20 protein-coding genes are annotated in these 17,294 nt (G+C 38.5%); 19 read left to right on the top strand and 1 reads right to left on the bottom strand.

From position 1 onward, the window contains the following. Positions 1–47 precede the first annotated feature (47 nt). From CA834_RS02275 to CA834_RS02265, 3 genes are all read left to right on the top strand, one after another. Complete coding sequence (locus CA834_RS02275; protein ID WP_094967036.1) at positions 48–824, top strand: alpha/beta fold hydrolase; 777 nt, start codon at positions 48–50, stop codon at positions 822–824. 81 nt (positions 825–905) lie between these two features. After that, positions 906–1,148 (top strand): hypothetical protein, encoded by a 243-nt coding sequence (locus CA834_RS02270; RefSeq protein ID WP_094967035.1) that lies wholly within the window; start codon positions 906–908, stop codon positions 1,146–1,148. 82 nt (positions 1,149–1,230) lie between these two features. After that, positions 1,231–1,461 (top strand): hypothetical protein, encoded by a 231-nt coding sequence (locus CA834_RS02265; RefSeq protein WP_094967034.1) that lies wholly within the window; start codon positions 1,231–1,233, stop codon positions 1,459–1,461. Here CA834_RS02265 and thiL read toward each other — a convergent pair. Beyond that, a complete protein-coding gene (gene thiL / locus CA834_RS02260; protein WP_094967033.1) occupies positions 1,445–2,497 on the bottom strand; it encodes a thiamine-phosphate kinase in 1,053 nt (350 codons plus the stop codon). The two genes, CA834_RS02265 and thiL, sit on opposite strands and share 17 nt — an antisense overlap. Positions 2,498–2,604: 107 nt before the next feature. On the opposite strand from thiL, the gene CA834_RS02255 reads away from it, so the two are divergent. From CA834_RS02255 to CA834_RS02180, 16 genes are all read left to right on the top strand, one after another. After that, positions 2,605–3,867, top strand: a complete 1,263-nt coding sequence (locus tag CA834_RS02255; RefSeq protein WP_094967032.1) for a choice-of-anchor B family protein — start codon at positions 2,605–2,607, stop codon at positions 3,865–3,867. A 3-nt stretch (positions 3,868–3,870) separates the two neighbouring features. Beyond that, positions 3,871–5,208, top strand: coding sequence for a hypothetical protein (locus CA834_RS02250; RefSeq protein WP_240507405.1), 1,338 nt, complete (start codon positions 3,871–3,873; stop codon positions 5,206–5,208). Between the two features lie 7 nt (positions 5,209–5,215). Beyond that, a complete protein-coding gene (locus CA834_RS02245; protein WP_094967031.1) occupies positions 5,216–5,989 on the top strand; it encodes an MbnP family protein in 774 nt (257 codons plus the stop codon). Positions 5,990–5,999: 10 nt separating this feature from the next. After that, entirely contained in the window at positions 6,000–7,058 is a 1,059-nt protein-coding gene (locus CA834_RS02240; RefSeq protein ID WP_394346590.1) for a cytochrome-c peroxidase, read from the top strand. 210 nt (positions 7,059–7,268) lie between these two features. Further along, on the top strand, positions 7,269–7,598 hold the full coding sequence (locus tag CA834_RS02235) for a HesB/IscA family protein (RefSeq protein WP_094967029.1): 330 nt from the start codon (positions 7,269–7,271) through the stop codon (positions 7,596–7,598). A gap of 11 nt (positions 7,599–7,609) precedes the next feature. Next, positions 7,610–9,058, top strand: a complete 1,449-nt coding sequence (sufB, locus tag CA834_RS02230) for a Fe-S cluster assembly protein SufB (protein WP_094967028.1) — start codon at positions 7,610–7,612, stop codon at positions 9,056–9,058. 12 nt (positions 9,059–9,070) lie between these two features. Continuing rightward, positions 9,071–9,478 carry a hypothetical protein gene (locus CA834_RS02225; RefSeq protein WP_094967027.1) on the top strand — a complete coding sequence of 136 codons (408 nt, stop codon included), beginning with the start codon at positions 9,071–9,073 and terminating at the stop codon, positions 9,476–9,478. Between the two features lie 4 nt (positions 9,479–9,482). Then, positions 9,483–10,235 (top strand): Fe-S cluster assembly ATPase SufC, encoded by a 753-nt coding sequence (gene sufC / locus CA834_RS02220; protein WP_094967026.1) that lies wholly within the window; start codon positions 9,483–9,485, stop codon positions 10,233–10,235. A 99-nt stretch (positions 10,236–10,334) separates the two neighbouring features. Further along, positions 10,335–11,648, top strand: a complete 1,314-nt coding sequence (sufD, locus tag CA834_RS02215) for a Fe-S cluster assembly protein SufD (protein WP_094967025.1) — start codon at positions 10,335–10,337, stop codon at positions 11,646–11,648. After that, positions 11,649–12,887 (top strand): aminotransferase class V-fold PLP-dependent enzyme, encoded by a 1,239-nt coding sequence (locus CA834_RS02210; protein WP_094967024.1) that lies wholly within the window; start codon positions 11,649–11,651, stop codon positions 12,885–12,887. A 144-nt stretch (positions 12,888–13,031) separates the two neighbouring features. Then, complete coding sequence (locus CA834_RS02205) at positions 13,032–13,535, top strand: hypothetical protein (protein WP_094967023.1); 504 nt, start codon at positions 13,032–13,034, stop codon at positions 13,533–13,535. A 34-nt stretch (positions 13,536–13,569) separates the two neighbouring features. Next, on the top strand, positions 13,570–13,992 hold the full coding sequence (locus CA834_RS02200) for a SufE family protein (protein ID WP_094967022.1): 423 nt from the start codon (positions 13,570–13,572) through the stop codon (positions 13,990–13,992). A 1-nt stretch (position 13,993) separates the two neighbouring features. Continuing rightward, a complete protein-coding gene (locus CA834_RS02195) occupies positions 13,994–14,320 on the top strand; it encodes a DUF59 domain-containing protein (protein WP_094967021.1) in 327 nt (108 codons plus the stop codon). Between the two features lie 8 nt (positions 14,321–14,328). Further along, positions 14,329–15,768: a hydroxymethylglutaryl-CoA synthase family protein gene (locus tag CA834_RS02190; protein ID WP_094967020.1), complete on the top strand. Its 1,440-nt coding sequence runs from the start codon at positions 14,329–14,331 to the stop codon at positions 15,766–15,768. 3 nt (positions 15,769–15,771) lie between these two features. Further along, positions 15,772–16,278, top strand: coding sequence for a DUF2480 family protein (locus CA834_RS02185; protein ID WP_094967019.1), 507 nt, complete (start codon positions 15,772–15,774; stop codon positions 16,276–16,278). Positions 16,279–16,335: 57 nt separating this feature from the next. Beyond that, positions 16,336–17,271, top strand: coding sequence for a DUF3078 domain-containing protein (locus CA834_RS02180; protein WP_094967018.1), 936 nt, complete (start codon positions 16,336–16,338; stop codon positions 17,269–17,271). The last annotated feature ends 23 nt before the right edge of the window (positions 17,272–17,294 follow it).

Here is a 17,294-nt window from a genome sequence, read left to right as displayed (position 1 = left end):
CTAGTAATTAGAGTGCCAATACCAAGCATCTCGTATATTTGTTTTCCATGGATCATGACTATAAAAATATAAAGGTTAACTATACGATTAATGGTAATGGTCCCGCTCTCCTGTTACTGCATGGCCTTCTTGAAGATAGTACTATGTGGGAACCCTTTATTGAAGTACTATCAGCCCATCACTGCGTTATTTGTATTGATCTATTAGGTCATGGCAAGACGGATTGCTTAGGATATATACATACGATGGAGGCTATGGCAGAGGCCGTAGTGAGCGTTCTTGAACACCAAACTATTAAAAAGGTAAAAATAATAGGACATTCCATGGGGGGTTATGTGGCCTTAGCCTTAGCAGAAGCACATCCGGCGTTGATAAGTGCATTGGTTTTAATGAATTCAACTTTTGAAGCTGATTCCGAAGAACGCAAATTACTACGAACCCAAGCTATAGCAACCGCAAAGAAACATTATAAGCGATTAGTGCAGCTCTCCTTTGCTAATTTATTTGCAGCAGAAAGTCGTACACGTTTTAAGGAGGCCTATACTGACGCTTTAAAAATAGCTCTCAAAACAACACGAAAAGGTTTTATTGCAGCTCAAGAAGGTATGAAGGAAAGACCTAACCGGCTCGAAATCTTCGAGCAAATTAATGGTAAAACGGCTATAGTCGTTGGGCGTAAGGATACACTTATTGACCGCAAAGGCCTTAAGTACGCTATTCGAAATACGAATGCGGTATGGCTAGAATTATCTGAAGGACACATGAGTCATATTGAGAATAAATCAGAATTATCTTACTTTTTAAAACATTTTATCGAAAATTAAATCCATTGAACGGTTTTAATGTGATTTTTTTGCTAAGTTTATCAACGAAAATCTATAAAAACATTATAAACCACATCTACCATGACACCTACCAAATTATACTGTGACTTTTTCGGTCACAACTACGAGGTTACAAGAAAAGTGACCAACCACGTTAAAGAGTACACCTGCAAGTGCTGTAAAAAGCAATTAACCACCAATAGCAATGGCCAGTTAATTGAATTGACCCCAAAATATGAGGAGATAAATTCGGCCCTTGAACGCATATACAATAATAGAAGGTTGCGTTTGAAGCAAAAAACCATCAGTTCATCGATTTATTGATTGTTGACAACCTGTGAACAACTGCTTTTCGTATCTTTAGGGAAAATAAAAAATAGCTAATCCCCCTAGAAATAAAATACGAATGAAAAACCTTTATTGCTCTTTATTTGGTCATGACTATAAAGTCTCAAAAGTAGTGACCTATCACGTTAAGGAGTACAAGTGTAAAAACTGCAAATCTGAAATGACCATAGATAGTAATGGTCAATTTATACCCTTGACACCCAAACATCGGGAAATTAACGCTGTTCTTAATCGCGTTCACAAAAAACGTCTGGAAAAAAGCCAAAAGCTTTTTATGTTAGATTATTAAGTGCGTTCCAGCCTTTCGCAATAATTGGAATTCGCTCCTCCGCCCTAGTCACTAGGTGCTTTCCTTTTTCCTTTTCTGTCATATAACCGATAACTGTTAAGTTTGGGTTGCCTTTAATCTTAGGATAATCCTCTTGGGATACGGTCATCAATAATTCATAATCTTCGCCACCATTGAGAGCGATAGTGGTACTGTCTATATTGAACTCCTCACAAGTTGATATAACCTGGGGGTCTAATGGGATTTTGTCTTCATAAAGGTCTACCCCAACACCACTCTGTTTACATAAGTGAAGTACTTCTGAAGACAAGCCGTCACTAATATCAATCATACTCGTTGGTCTTACCCCTAAAGCTTCAAGTAACTTAACAATATCTTTTCGAGCCTCTGGCTTGAGCTGGCGCTCAATGATATAGCTGTACATGGACAAATCTGGCTGGTTATTGGGGTTGACTTTGAAGACTTCCTTTTCACGCTCCAAGACCTGTAGTCCCATATAGGCACCACCGATATCTCCTGTAATTACTAGCAAATCATTAGCCTTAGCTCCCGAGCGTCTTACCTCCTTATGTTTTTCCACCGCGCCAAGTGCAGTGACGGAGATAATCAATCCAGATGTTGATGACGTGGTATCGCCACCAACCACATCAATTCCGTAAAGTTCTGCAGCCTTATTAATGCCCTGGTATAATTCCTCTAAAGCCTCCACCGGAAAACGATTAGACACGGCTATGGAGACCGTTACCTGACTAGGCATGGCATTCATGGCATAAATATCTGAAAGATTCACAACAATAGCCTTGTACCCTAAATGTTTTAACGGCATATAGCTCAAATCAAAATGGACGCCTTCAACCAATAGATCGGTAGATACAACAGCATTTTTGTTTTCATAATTGAGTACAGCAGCATCATCGCCTACACCCAATATCGTAGATTTTTGGGTTATCTTTAGATGTTCTGTAAGGTGTTCAATTAATTTGAACTCACCTAACTCACTCAATGGTGTTCGAATTGGATTCTTATCTTCTAGCATGTTGCAAAAATATTGCCCTTTTTTTATTCTCAAGGCATTATTAGTTATAATTTATACGTTATTATTTACAAATGCGATTTTTACAGTAAATTGCCAAAAATATACATATGAAACTTACAACCATATTAAAACGCATCAGCATCTTGTTGTTCTTTGGTTTGGTGTTAAATTATAGTTGCTCCGATGAACCTGTTGACAGCGCACTACTAGACTCCGATGGTGACGGTACACCTGATAACGGCCCAGTGCAATCCGTCTTTCCATGTGAAAATGGGTTTTCAAATAATTACCCCTGTAATGGCTTTGATTTTAAGAGTCAGGTTCCTCTCGACGTTTTAGGTGGTAATGGTGCGACAGGGAATGACTCTTGGGGATGGACAGACCCTGCAACCGGAAAGGAATATGCCTTAGTATGTACTAGCACGAGTACAGCCTTTGTCGATGTTTCAGATCCTTACAGCCCCGTTTATTTAGGAAGACTCCCTACCGCTACCATCAACAGCCTATGGCGCGATGTAAAAACATATAACAACTTTGCTTTCATTGTTAGCGAAGCACCGGGTCATGGTATGCAGGTCTTCGATCTAACACGCTTGCGCGATATCACAACTCCACCGGTTATCTTTGACGCAGATGCCAATTACAACGAATTTGGCAGTGCCCATAATATCATTATTAATGAAAATAGCGGCTATGCCTATGCTGTGGGGTCTAATACCTTTAGTGGTGGACCTCATTTTGTGAATATTCAAAATCCTATGGCACCTGAAGCTGCTGGAGGCTATGCTAATGATGCCTATTCTCATGATGCGCAAGTCGTAACTTATAACGGTCCTGACCCTGATTACATAGGCCGTGAAATATTAATAGGCAGCAATGAAAATGAAGTTGTTATTGTGGACGTAACAGATAAATCCAATCCCGTTCAAATCTCAACAATTGATTACATGAACATTGGCTATACACACCAAGGATGGTTCACCGAGGATATGGAATATTTCCTATTAGGCGATGAGATTGATGAAATTAATTTTGGTGGGAATACCAGAACCCTTGTTTTTGATTTCACCGATTTAGATAACCCTGTATTCCATATGGAATATTTAGGCCCCACACAAGCTATAGACCACAATGGCTATGTGGTTGGGAATACGCTTTATATCGCAAACTATGCTGCAGGACTTAGAGCCATTGACATTTCCAATATCGCCTCTGGCGTTATGGTTGAGTCGGGTTTTATAGATACATATATTCCAAATGACAATACGGTATTTAATGGCGCCTGGAATATTTATCCCTTTTTCGAAAGTGGTAACATCATTGTTAGTGATATTGATGGTGGGTTATTCGTTGTAAGGCCTTCGAATTAAATTATGTTTAAACGAACAATCGTATATAATCTCTGTTTTGTTTTGTTCTTTCTATTGTTTTACTGCAGTAATACGAACACCATCCTGTCGGGCCCCAATTCAATAGAAATAACTGCTGTAAGTACCTTTGGAGGCTCTAATGTTGAAAGTGCCCGAGCCGTGACAAGTACCCAAGACGGTGGCTATGCCGTCTTAGGCTATACCCAAAGTATGGACGGTGATGTTTTAAACAAACAAGATAACAGTTTTGATTACTGGGTTCTTAAATTCAATGCCCAAGATGAACTGGAATGGCAAAATACCTATGGTGGCTCGCTTGATGAAAGAGGACGAGATATTATTCAAACCTATGATGGTGGATATGCTATATTAGGCTTTAGTTTTTCAAATGATGGTGATCTAACCGAGAATGCTGGTTTACAGGACTACTGGTTAGCTAAACTAGACTCTAATGGGCAAATCACTTGGCAGAAATCCTTTGGTTTTGCAGGTACGGATTCTGGAATTTCAGTTATACAGACCAATGATCAAGGTTATCTCATTACAGGAATTTTAGATGTTACAGCCTCTGGTGGCCAAGGCAGTACCTCCCGGAACCTTAATCGACATGCAGGTGGTGATTATTGGGTCCTAAAACTCAGTGGACAGGGGGATTTGGAATGGAGTCACTATTTTGGAGGGAACTTTACGGACACTCCTGAAGGTGTTGTTCAAACTGCGGACAATGGCTATATTATTGCTGGTGGTTCAGATAGTAATGACACTGATATATCCAACCCCATTGGCAGTTATGATTTTTGGGTTATACGACTTTCATCTAATGGAACTCTCGTTTGGGAAAAATCCTTTGGCGGTGATCAAATTGATGAGGCGAGGGCAATCGTATCCTCTGCTGACGGCAATTATATTATTGCAGGTGATACCCGTAGCGACAATAATGACGTGTCAGATTACAAAGGCGGTGCCGACCTGTGGTTGATTAAAATATCCCCGGAAGGCCATCTCATCTGGGAAAAAACTCTTGGTGGTTCAAATTTTGATGTCGCCAGGGCGTTAACTGCCTCAGAAAACGGCGGGTTTTTATTAGCTGGAAGTTCGCGGTCCAATGATGTGGATGTTTCGGAGAACAAAGGGCAAAATGATGCTTGGGTCCTAAAGGTGGATGATTTAGGAAGTTTACAATGGGAATACACTATTGGCGGTTCTAATATTGACTTTGCCTATGGCGTTACAGAATTAAATGACGGCGCTGTCATAGCCGTTGGAGATACCGCTAGTGATGACGGCGATATTCTACAAAATAAAGGATTTTCTGATGTGTTAATCATAAAGTTAAACTAAAAGAATTATGAAAAGAATTTTGGTGTACGCACTCATGGCCTTGTTAGGTTTTACAGCCTGTGACGCTAGCAATAATGATGGACCGAGCCCCTCGCTTAATACCAGTTTTAAATTTACCCACAATTGGGATGATGAAGATGTGAGCAATGTTGATTTCAACACCTTTCAATTTACTAATGAAAATGGAGACGTATTGAGTATTGAACGCCTCAGGTATGTGATTTCGGATATTGTATTTACAGGGACTAGCGGAGAGCAACTACGTTTTAATATTTACAATTTGATTGATGTCACCAATAGTGAGGGTTTAGTCTACGACTTGCCCTTTTTTATTCCTCCCGGTAACTATGCAAATATGGCGTTTACCTTTGGTTTTGATAATGAAGATAACGCCCAAAATTATTTGGATTTAAATGCAGCGTCCTTTAACGTCCCCGAATCCTTGGGAGGAGGTTATCATTACATGCAGTTTGATGGCAAATATCTCGATGTGAACGATGAGGCAAAGCCATTTAACTACCATGCCATAAGAGCCGTAGATAATACGGGCACAGATTTGGTTTTTCCACAAGACACCTTTTTTACAGTGAATTTAGGGCCAATTAGCATTAGTGCTGATGCGGTGATAGAGGTAAAAGCTAACTTGGCTGAATGGTTTAGAAATCCAAATACTTGGAATCTTAATGAATTAAACACTGTGTTAATGCCCAATCCGGAGGCCCAAATCAAAATGTATGAAAATGGTCAAACCGTGTTTAGTTTAGGCCAAATCGTTCAATAATAATAGTATTTTGTTTAAAAGAGTTTTACATATTAGCATCATTAGTCTGATGGTTTTTTCCTGTTCGGGCGAAGACGCAGTTTATGAACCTGTGCCTTTAAGTTTAGATATTCCTGCCATTTTTTCAAATACTATTATTGCTCCCGTAATACCGAGTGATAATCCTTTAACGGTTCAAGGGGTTGACCTTGGTAAACGGCTATTCTTTGATCCCATACTTTCGGGAGATGGCACACAATCTTGTGCAAGTTGTCATGCGCCCGAAAAGGCATTCGCGGATAACCTAAGTCTAAGTATTGGTTCAGACGGACTTTCTGGCACAAGAAACGCCATGCCCTTATTTAATTTGGCTTGGAACTACAACGAGCGTTTCAATTGGGATGGAAGCGCCTTAAGTTTGGAACGCCAAGCCCTTGAACCAGTTGAAAATCCTATTGAACTTCACAGCAATTGGACTGAGGTTGTGCAGCGGTTACAAAACCATCCGGATTATCCAGAATTATTTAGATTAGCTTTTAATAGTGACGCCGTTACCAAGGAATTAACAACCATGGCCATTGCACAATTTGAGCGTACCCTTATTTCGGCAAATTCTAAGTTTGATCGCTTTACACTAGGTGAGGCTAACTTAACTGCCCAGGAACTGAATGGGCTAGACATTTTTTTAAGGGAAGACAAGGGCGACTGTTTTCATTGCCACGGTAACCCATACAATCCCCTTTGGACAGACAATGAATTTCACAATAATGGTTTGGACGCCACGATAACCGATCTTGGTTTAGGTGCCATAACTGGCGACCCCAATGACAATGGAAAGTTTAGAACCCCCTCACTTCGGAATTTAGCCTTTACAGCACCCTATATGCACGACGGTAGATTCGCTACATTAGATGAGGTTATTGACTTTTATAGTGAGGGACTTCAGAATTCACCCACCATTGACCCATTAATGAAAAATATTGATCAAGGCGGGGTGCAGCTATCAGAGTCTGATAAGGCGGATTTAAAAGCGTTTTTACTTACCTTAACAGATAATTCTTTCATTAACAATTTTAATTTTCAAAATTAATTCTCTTCAGACCAATAATTACATTAAAATACCTTTCAACAAAAACATTAAACATTTAAATTTCCAGGTGCTACAAAACCCGTTAAAGTGCCCATTTTATGATAAGTAAACCTTATTTCATTATATGCTAATAATATGTTAGTAGCTATGGTTAAAGCGGACTTATATATTATATTTGCATACAATTTAGAACTAATCTAGTTAAGGATAATGATTAAAGTTTCTGAACAGGCTAAAAAAAAGGTCATTGAACTGATGGCTGATGACGGTTATAACTATACCACTGATTTTATTAGGGTTGGTGTTAAAAGCGGCGGATGCTCTGGGTTATCCTATGACCTAAAATTTGATAAATCACAAGAAGAAGGTGACAAGATTTTTGAAGACAACGGTATCAAAATTATTGTTGATAAAAAAAGCTTTCTATACCTCATCGGCACCACACTAGAATATTCTGGTGGGCTTAATGGCACAGGCTTTGTTTTTAATAATCCTAATGCTAACCGCACTTGTGGTTGTGGTGAATCATTTTCACTGTAATAAAAAATACTATGTCAAAATATACAGAAGACGATTTAAGGGAAGAGTTAAAAACCAAGGAATACGAATACGGTTTTTATACAGATATTGAATCTGATACATTTCCCAATGGCTTAAATGAGGACATTGTTAGGGCAATTTCAAAAAAGAAAAATGAACCACAATGGATGACCGAATGGCGTCTTGAAGCCTTTAGGGCCTGGGAAGATATGATAGAACCCGAATGGGCTAATATCCACTACAAAAAACCAGACTTTCAAGCAATCTCCTATTACTCAGCACCTAATAGTAAGCCAAAATATGACAGTTTAGACGAAGTAGACCCTGAACTTCTGGCCACATTTAAAAAATTAGGTATTTCCTTAGACGAGCAAAAGAAATTAGCAGGCGTTGCTATGGATGTGGTAGTAGATTCTGTTTCGGTAGCAACCACATTTAAGAAAACTTTAGCGGAGAAGGGTATCATTTTTATGAGTATTTCAGAAGCCATCCAAGAGTATCCGGAATTGGTTCGAAAATATATAGGAACGGTTGTCCCTAAAAAGGATAACTTTTATGCAGCACTCAATTCGGCCGTTTTCAGTGATGGCTCGTTTTGCTACATTCCTAAAGGGGTTAAATGTCCCATGGAGTTATCTACATATTTCAGAATCAATCAAGCAGGGACAGGTCAATTTGAACGCACCTTGGTAGTCGCCGATGAAGGAAGTTATGTAAGTTATCTAGAGGGCTGCACGGCACCGAGTCGCGATGAAAATCAGTTACATGCTGCTGTAGTTGAGCTTATTGCTCTTGACAATGCAGAGATTAAATATTCAACAGTCCAGAACTGGTATCCTGGAAATTCAGAAGGTAAAGGAGGGGTCTATAATTTTGTCACCAAACGTGGCTTGTGCGAGAAAAATGCGAAAATCTCATGGACCCAAGTAGAGACTGGTAGTGCCATAACATGGAAATATCCGTCATGCGTGTTGAAGGGTGATAATTCTGTTGGAGAATTTTACTCTATTGCCGTAACCAATAACTTCCAACAGGCAGACACAGGGACTAAAATGATACACCTTGGCAAAAACACCAAATCTACCATCATTTCAAAAGGTATTTCTGCTGGTAAGTCACAAAATTCGTATCGTGGATTAGTACAAATAAGTCCGCGGGCTGATAATGCGCGTAACTTCTCTCAATGTGACAGTTTATTGATGGGTAATGAGTGTGGTGCACATACCTTTCCGTATATAGAAGCTAAAAATAAGACAGCTCAAGTTGAGCATGAGGCTACCACAAGTAAAATTGGGGAAGATCAGATTTTTTACTGTAACCAGCGTGGCATTGATACCGAAAAGGCCATTGCCTTAATTGTAAATGGTTTTAGCAAGGATGTGCTGAATAAACTCCCTATGGAGTTTGCCGTTGAGGCTCAAAAATTATTGGAAATTAGTTTAGAAGGTTCTGTTGGATAAAATCATCTTACAATGAGAAAAATCAATATCATTTTTATCCTGTGTTTGTTAGTGATGGCCTGCAAAAATGAGCAAAACCAAGCTACCAGCCTTGAAGAATCTAGGGATAAATCCTATAGCCAAAATGATGGGTTAATCACGATGAAAGGGGAGTTTGTATACTATGCGGACGCTGCGGTACTTCAAACTAAGAACGATATCTATGGTGTGGTAATCGATAAAAATATGCACACTCTAGCTGAACAGGTTAAACCCTTCAAAACGGAAGATACAGATATGGTGCCGGTAACGGTTAGGGTACGCAAATTTGAAAAGCCTAAGGATGAAGAGGGCTGGCCATACCGCGTAGAGATTAAAGATATATTAAAGGTGGAGGCGCCTTCAAAAAATAGAGACGACGTAATAAAATTAGCAAATTAAAATCATGTTAGAGATAAAAAACTTACACGCAAGTGTTGAAGACAAAGCTATATTAAGAGGTATTAACCTTAGCGTAAAACCAGGTGAGGTTCACGCTATCATGGGACCTAACGGTTCCGGTAAAAGCACCTTGGCCTCAGTCATAGCAGGAAAAGAGGATTACGACGTTGAGGAAGGTGAAATCCTCTTGAACGGCGAAAATATCGATGAGCTAGGTCCAGATGAGCGTGCTCACAGAGGTATCTTTCTGTCTTTTCAATACCCCGTAGAAATACCTGGGGTGAGTGTGACCAACTTTATGAAGACTGCCATAAATGAAACTCGGAAAGCGAAAGGTCTTGACGATATGCCGGCTAATGAAATGTTGAAAATGATAAGAGAAAAAGCTGAGCTATTAGAAATTGACCGTAAATTTTTGTCGCGTTCCCTTAATGACGGCTTCTCCGGAGGTGAGAAAAAGCGCAACGAGATATTTCAAATGGCCATGTTAGAGCCAAAATTAGCAATACTTGACGAAACAGATTCTGGTTTAGATATTGATGCGCTGCGTATTGTAGCTAATGGAGTAAATAAGCTTAAATCTAAGGATAATGCCGTAATTGTAATCACGCATTACCAAAGGTTATTAGATTATATTATTCCAGACTATGTCCATGTGCTACACAATGGACGTATAGTAAAATCGGGGCCTAAGGAATTAGCGCACGAGTTAGAAGCTAAAGGTTACGATTGGATTAAAGAAGAAGTAAACGCATAATTGATTTTAGTTTGGTCATTGAGGTTCTTTAAATGACTTAAAACAAAACTCAATTGAAATAGGACACCTTGAGAACCTCAGTGTCCAAAGAGGCAACAAATGGAATTAAAAGATAAATTAGTATCCTGCTTCATGGCATTTGAAGACACTGTGAATATAGAGTCTCCAATACACGATATTAGGACACAGGCCATAAAGAACTTTGAAATTGAAGGCTTTCCGACTAAACGTCAGGAAGCTTGGAAATATACATCCTTAAACTCCATTTTAAAGTATGACTATAGTGTATTTCCAAAGCATGAAAAGGCTCTGGATTACGGTGAGGTGAAGAAGTATTTTATCCATGATATTGATTCATACAAAATCATATTTGTAGATGGTAAGTATTCTTCACATTTGTCTCAGACTACGCATGATGGTATAGATGTATGTTTAATGTCTGCTGCGCTAACAAAGCCTAAGTATAGGCTAGTCATTGACAATTACTTCAATAAAATTGCCGCAAAGGATGGGTTATCATCCCTAAACACAGCATTTTCCGCTGAGGGCGCTTACATTCATATTCCAAAAAACAAGGTGGTTGAAAAACCCATTCAGATTTTACATTTTTCAACAGGCGATGAATCGGCTTTATTGTTACAACCTAGAAACCTTATTGTAGTTGATGAAAATGCACATGTTCAAATTATTGAACGCCATCAGAGTTTAACGGATAATCCGGTACTGACTAATAGTGTCACAGAAGTTTTTGCTAACAAAAGAGCCATTGTAGATTATTATAAAATACAGAACGACAGACAAACAGCGTCTTTGATTGACAATACCTTCATCAACCAAAAACGGGAAAGTGTGGCTAAGTTACACACCTTCTCCTTCGGTGGAAAATTAACACGCAATAATGTCAGTTTCTTCCAGAATGGTGAGCGTATCGATTCTACTATGAAAGGGATTACCATTATTGGGAATAAGCAGCATGTAGACCACAATACGCTTGTGCATCACATAGAGCCCAACTGTGAGAGCCATCAAGATTACAAAGGTATTTTTGATGATAATGCTACTGGTGTATTTAATGGAAAGGTTGTCGTTGAAAAAGAAGCTCAAAAAACAAATGCATTTCAGGCGAATAATAACATCTTAATAAGCGACAAAGCCAGTATCAATACTAAACCTCAATTGGAGATTTTTGCAGATGATGTAAAGTGTTCTCATGGTTGTACTATTGGACAACTTGACGAGAGCGCCATGTTTTATTTAAGGTCTCGAGGCATCCCGAAGAAAGAAGCTAGAGCCTTACTGATGTTCGGTTTTAGCAATAACGTACTGGAGACCGTTACAATTCCTGAAATAAAAAATAGAATTACTAAAATAATTGCCCAGAAGTTAGGCGTTAATATTGGATTTAATTTATAAATGAACCTAGTAAAAGAGCATGCCGCATTTGACGTAGAAACCATAAGAAAAGATTTTCCTATTCTTAAACGCAAGATCAATGGAAAACCTTTGGTGTATTTTGATAATGCCGCAACGTCACAGACGCCTCAACAGGTCATTGATGTAATTGTAGACTACTACTCTAATTACAACGCTAATATTCATAGAGGCGTTCATAGCTTAAGTCAGGAGGCTACAGATGCTTATGAACAATCTCGACAAAAAATCCAAAAACATTTCAATGCAGCTCATTCCCATGAAATTATATTTACGTCTGGTACAACCCATGGCATTAATTTGGTAGCGAGTGGTTTTTCGTCTCTTTTAAAAGTTGGTGATGAGATTCTGGTTTCTGCACTAGAACACCACAGCAATATTGTTCCTTGGCAAATGCTCTGCGAGCGCACAGGTGCTGAATTAAAGGTAATTCCAATGAATGAAGCGGGTGAATTAATTCTTTCTGAATTTGATGCACTTTTAAATGAAAATACAAAGCTGGTTTTTGTAAACCATATTTCAAATGCCTTAGGCACCATAAATCCTATAGAGTATATAATTGAAAAAGCACATGCTTATGGGGCGGCTGTTTTAGTTGATGGTGCTCAATCCTGTCCGCATTTAAAACCAGATGTTCAAAAATTAAACGTCGATTTTTACGTCTGTTCTGCTCACAAAATTTGTGGCCCAACGGGCATTGGCATGCTTTACGGTAAAGAAAAGTGGTTAAAAGCGCTTCCTCCCTATCAAGGTGGTGGTGAGATGATTGCTGAGGTTACTTTTGAGAAAACGTCTTACGCAGACTTACCGCACAAATTTGAAGCAGGTACCCCAAACGTTTGTGGTGGTATTGCTTTTGGTGCTGCATTGGATTATATGAATGCTATAGGTTTTAATGCTATTGCCAAATACGAGCAAGAATTACTCAGTTATGCGACCGGGAAATTGTCAGAAATTGAGGGAATGAAAATTTATGGTACCGCTAAAGAAAAAACCTCTGTAATTTCATTCAATGTTGGCAATATACACCCGTACGATATTGGGACCATATTAGATAAAATGGGTATTGCGGTTAGAACCGGACACCATTGCGCACAACCTATAATGGATTATTACCAAATCCCTGGTACAATAAGAGCCTCTTTTATGTTTTACAATACAAAAGAAGAAATAGATGTATTTATCGCTGCCCTTAAAAAAGCCATTATGATGCTATCTTAATAGCTCTCCGTTCAGCCTTACTTTGCAAACCATTTCCAGTATCGTTACCCTGAGCGTTTAAAGAAGGCCACATTTTATGTCTTTTTCATTTTGGCATACCTTTAGATATAAAAAGACAATAGTTTTACTTTTAAAACCTGATTTATGAAAGTTATTATGAGCATTTTGGCCCTTGTTGTGGTTGTTGCATCTTGTAATTCAGTCAAAAGACACTCGTCAAAATCAGATACACCTAGCAGCATGTCAAATGAAGATATAACCAAGGGCAATGACACCATCAATAATAAGGTTGCTTTAGCCTACAGGGCATCGACAAGAGGTTTTTTTGAATATATCTACATCTCTGAAGAGGACATAAAAATAACACAAGACCGAAATTTTGAGCAAATTCAAAAATATCCGAACACCAAAGCAGACTGGGATAGTCTTTCCAAGTTACTTGGTGAGGTTGACGAGGATGCCTTTCAGAATCTAGTTGCACCTACGGATAAACGTCATTACGATGCGGCACCGCATGCTAGTCTCACCATTATACATGGTACAAAAGAAATCACTACGCCCACTTTTGATCACGGATATCCTCCCAAGGAAATTGAAGCGCTGGTTACCAAGATATTATCTATTAAGGAAAGTGTGTCTAAACAGTAGCTATTTTGTAACTTTGTTTAAAATAATTACTGCTATGACGATTGAAGACGTACAAAAGGATATAATAGATGAATTTTCTATGTTCGACAATTGGGAAGATCGTTACCAATATATGATTGACCTAGGCAAAAGTTTGCCTTTAATTGACCCAAAATTTAAAACTGAGGACCATATCATTAAAGGTTGCCAGAGTAAAGTCTGGGTTCATGCGGATATGGACGATGATAAAGTAAAATTTACCGCTGATAGCGACGCTATAATTACCAAAGGCATTATAGCGATTCTCATTCGGGTTTTCTCAAACCAACATCCAAAAGCCATTATAGAAGCCAACACGGACTTCATTGACCAAATTGGCCTTAAAGAGCATCTGTCACCGACGCGCGCCAACGGATTGGTGAGTATGATAAAGCAACTAAAAATGTATGCTATTGCGTACCAAACACAATTGAATTAATATGAGCGATACCACTATAGACACAAATGTATTAGGAGATAAAATTGTAAGGGTCTTAAAAACCATTTTCGATCCTGAAATTCCTGTTGATATCTATGAACTCGGTCTTATTTACGATGTTTTCGTAAATGAAGATTCTGAAGTAAAAATATTAATGACCTTAACCTCTCCAAACTGCCCTGTTGCAGAAACTCTTCCGCTTGAAGTAGAAGAAAAAGTAAAGTCTATTAATGAAATTAAAGATGCTGAGGTAGAAATTACATTTGATCCACCTTGGTCACAGGACTTAATGAGTGAGGAAGCCAAGCTGGAGTTAGGTATGTTATAATTTGGGATATGACTAGTGTAGGAATAGATTCAATAGCATTTTATGTCCCCCCGCTGTATGTGCCCATAAAAGATTTGGCTGAGGCTAGAGGAATAATCCCTGAAAAACTGCAAAAAGGCTTAGGTTTAAAAAAAATGGCTATACCAAATGTTGGAGAAGATGCTGCAACCTTTGCCGCAAATGCCTTACTTAATCTTATTAATCAAAATGACATTAACCCAAATGATATTGGACGGGTTTATTTAGGCACGGAAAGCGCTATTGATGGCTCTAAGCCAACCGCAACCTATGCCGTTGAAATTGTAGAAAAGCAATTGCAGGAGAAATACGGCACGCGCAGTTTTAAGCACTGTGATATCTTGGATATGACCTTTGCATGTGTGGGTGCCGTTGATGCCTTACACAATAGCCTAGACTGGGTAAAGCAGGATTCGTCAAGAAAAGCCGTGGTTATTGCATCAGACTTATCCAAATACGATTTAAATTCAACAGGTGAATATACACAAGGTGCCGGGGCTGTAGCTGTTTTGGTGAGCCACGAACCGTCCATTATAGAAATTAATGACATTTGGGGTGTCGCCTCAAAAAGCGAAGGCGATTTCTTTAAACCAAGGCGCTCCTTTAGCAAAACTGAGATATTACAGTCTGTTTTTGAAACCCTGAATCTTGAAGTAACGGAGGAAAAAATAAACGAATTCGTTGCAAAGACAAATTCACAATTTTGGAGTGATACAAGTGCGGTAGTAGAGGTGTTCAAGGAAGAGCCCGTCTTTGATGGCCAATTTTCAAATGCCTGCTATGAAGATAGAATTACCGAAGCACTATCACATTTTAATCAACAAAAACCAACTGTTTTTATAGACAGGTGGGATAAAATTGTTTTTCATCTTCCATACGCCTATCACGGTAGAAGAATTATATTTAACAACTGGCTTGCTTGGATAAAAGGAACTCCAAACCTCGAGACATTAGAATTGGAAATCGGCAAACAAGAAACTATTGAAGACAAAGAGTGGTTAAAAAAAGCCTACAAATCTCAATTATATAGTGGATTTATCAAAAATAAGATTAGCTCAGGCGAACTTGCCTCTTCAGAAATTGGGAATATGTATACCGCATCCATATTTATGTCTCTACTAAGTGTGTTAGCTGATGCTTTTCGTCGCAATGAAGACCTCTCTAGTTCAACAGTTGGCTTTATTGCTTACGGAAGTGGTTCAAAATCAAAAGTATTTGAAGGGAGAATAACAGGAGGTTGGACTTCAAAAATTGAATCTATTCATCTTTTTGAATATTTAGACAAAAGACATTCCATTGCTATCGATACTTATGAACGCTTGCACCGTTCAGAAATGGTCGAACCTATACTAAATGGAAGTAAAATTTACTTAAAACATATAGAGCATAATGAAACCAATTACGGTTTAAGACGATATGCAGTTAGATAAATTATGGCAGAAGAAATAATTAATAGGGTTGCCAATAGCAAACTGAAGGTAATTGATTTAGAAGATTATTACCCCGAAGGACCACGTTTTTCGCTCGACATCAAAGATTGGTTGTTTGAAGGGCTTGTGCTGAGGGAAAAAGACTTTAGAGCTTTTGTTGCTGAACATGATTGGTCTCAATATAAAGATGGCTATGTGGCATTATATTGCTCAACGGATGCTATTGTGCCAGATTGGGCCTATATGCTTATTTCCATGAAATTAGAAGACTACGCTAAACTTTCAGCTATTGGGTCTTTAGAGCATTTAGAGTCTATTATTTTCAGCTCAATTATTTCAAATCTTAATATTGAAATATATAGGGATATGCCAGTGATCATTAAAGGCTGTTCCCATAAGCCAGTACCTTCAAACGCCTTAGTACTTTTATCTCAACGCCTTAAACCTATAGCAAAATCGGTAATGTTTGGTGAGGCTTGCTCATCTGTGCCTTTATATAAAAGGAAATAAATAAAAACTTATATTTGCGCTCAACAAACGTTATAATCAACTTAATACTAATTGCATATGCTTAAAAAATTACTTCTATCCGTATTGCTGATTACGGTATTTAGTTTTAGCTTTTCACAAACCAAAGAAGAGCTATTGGCCCAAAAAGCAGAGAAAAAAGCAGAGGTCGATAAATATCAGGCACAAGCAGACTCTATTCAGGCAATCATTGACGCCCTGCCAGGTTGGCGAATAGGTGCTTTTGGAACCATTGGTGGTAGCTTATCTAATTTTAATAATTGGTATGCCCAAGGTACTCCTAATAACGAGGCTGGAAACATAGGCTTTACTGTAAACGCTTATGCCAATAAAATTGAAGACAAGTATTTCTGGAAAAACGCCTTGACCTTAAATTTAAATTGGGTAAAGTTAGATGATAAAGATGACCCTAATGACGATGATAGCTTTAGATCCACCACAGATGTGTTTAACATTTCGTCCCTTTATGGTTACAGGCTAAGCAAATCTTGGGCATTATCTACTTTTGGTGAATACCGTTCAACCATTATTGACAATTTTAATGACCCTGGCTATCTGGATTTGGGTGTTGGTTTAACTTGGACGCCAAACGCAGACTTAACTGTTGTTATCCACCCTTTAAACTACAACTTTGTTTTCTCTAGTGGCGATACCGTTTTTGACTCTTCTCTTGGTGCTAAAATTGTAGCGGATTATACCAAAACCATTGGTAAGCTAAATATTAAATCTAATCTCTCTTTATTTCAAAGTTATGAAGATGCAAATCTTTCTAACTGGACTTGGACAAACTCATTTGGATATACCCTTTGGAAAAATATTGGTTTAGGATTTGATTTTGGTCTGAGAGACAACAACCAAGAGGCGGTTAATTTTGCCTTAGATAATTGGGATGGCACGGGCACTGAGCCTAATTTTGATAATGTGGACAACAAACTGCAATCCTTCTGGACTTTTGGACTAAGCTATAAATTCTGAGACATCCCGTTTTAAAACATAAA

The sequence above is a fragment of the Winogradskyella aurantia genome, assembly GCF_002266855.1.
Taxonomy (GTDB): domain Bacteria; phylum Bacteroidota; class Bacteroidia; order Flavobacteriales; family Flavobacteriaceae; genus Winogradskyella; species Winogradskyella aurantia.
This window is presented reverse-complemented; position numbering and strand designations above follow the sequence as displayed.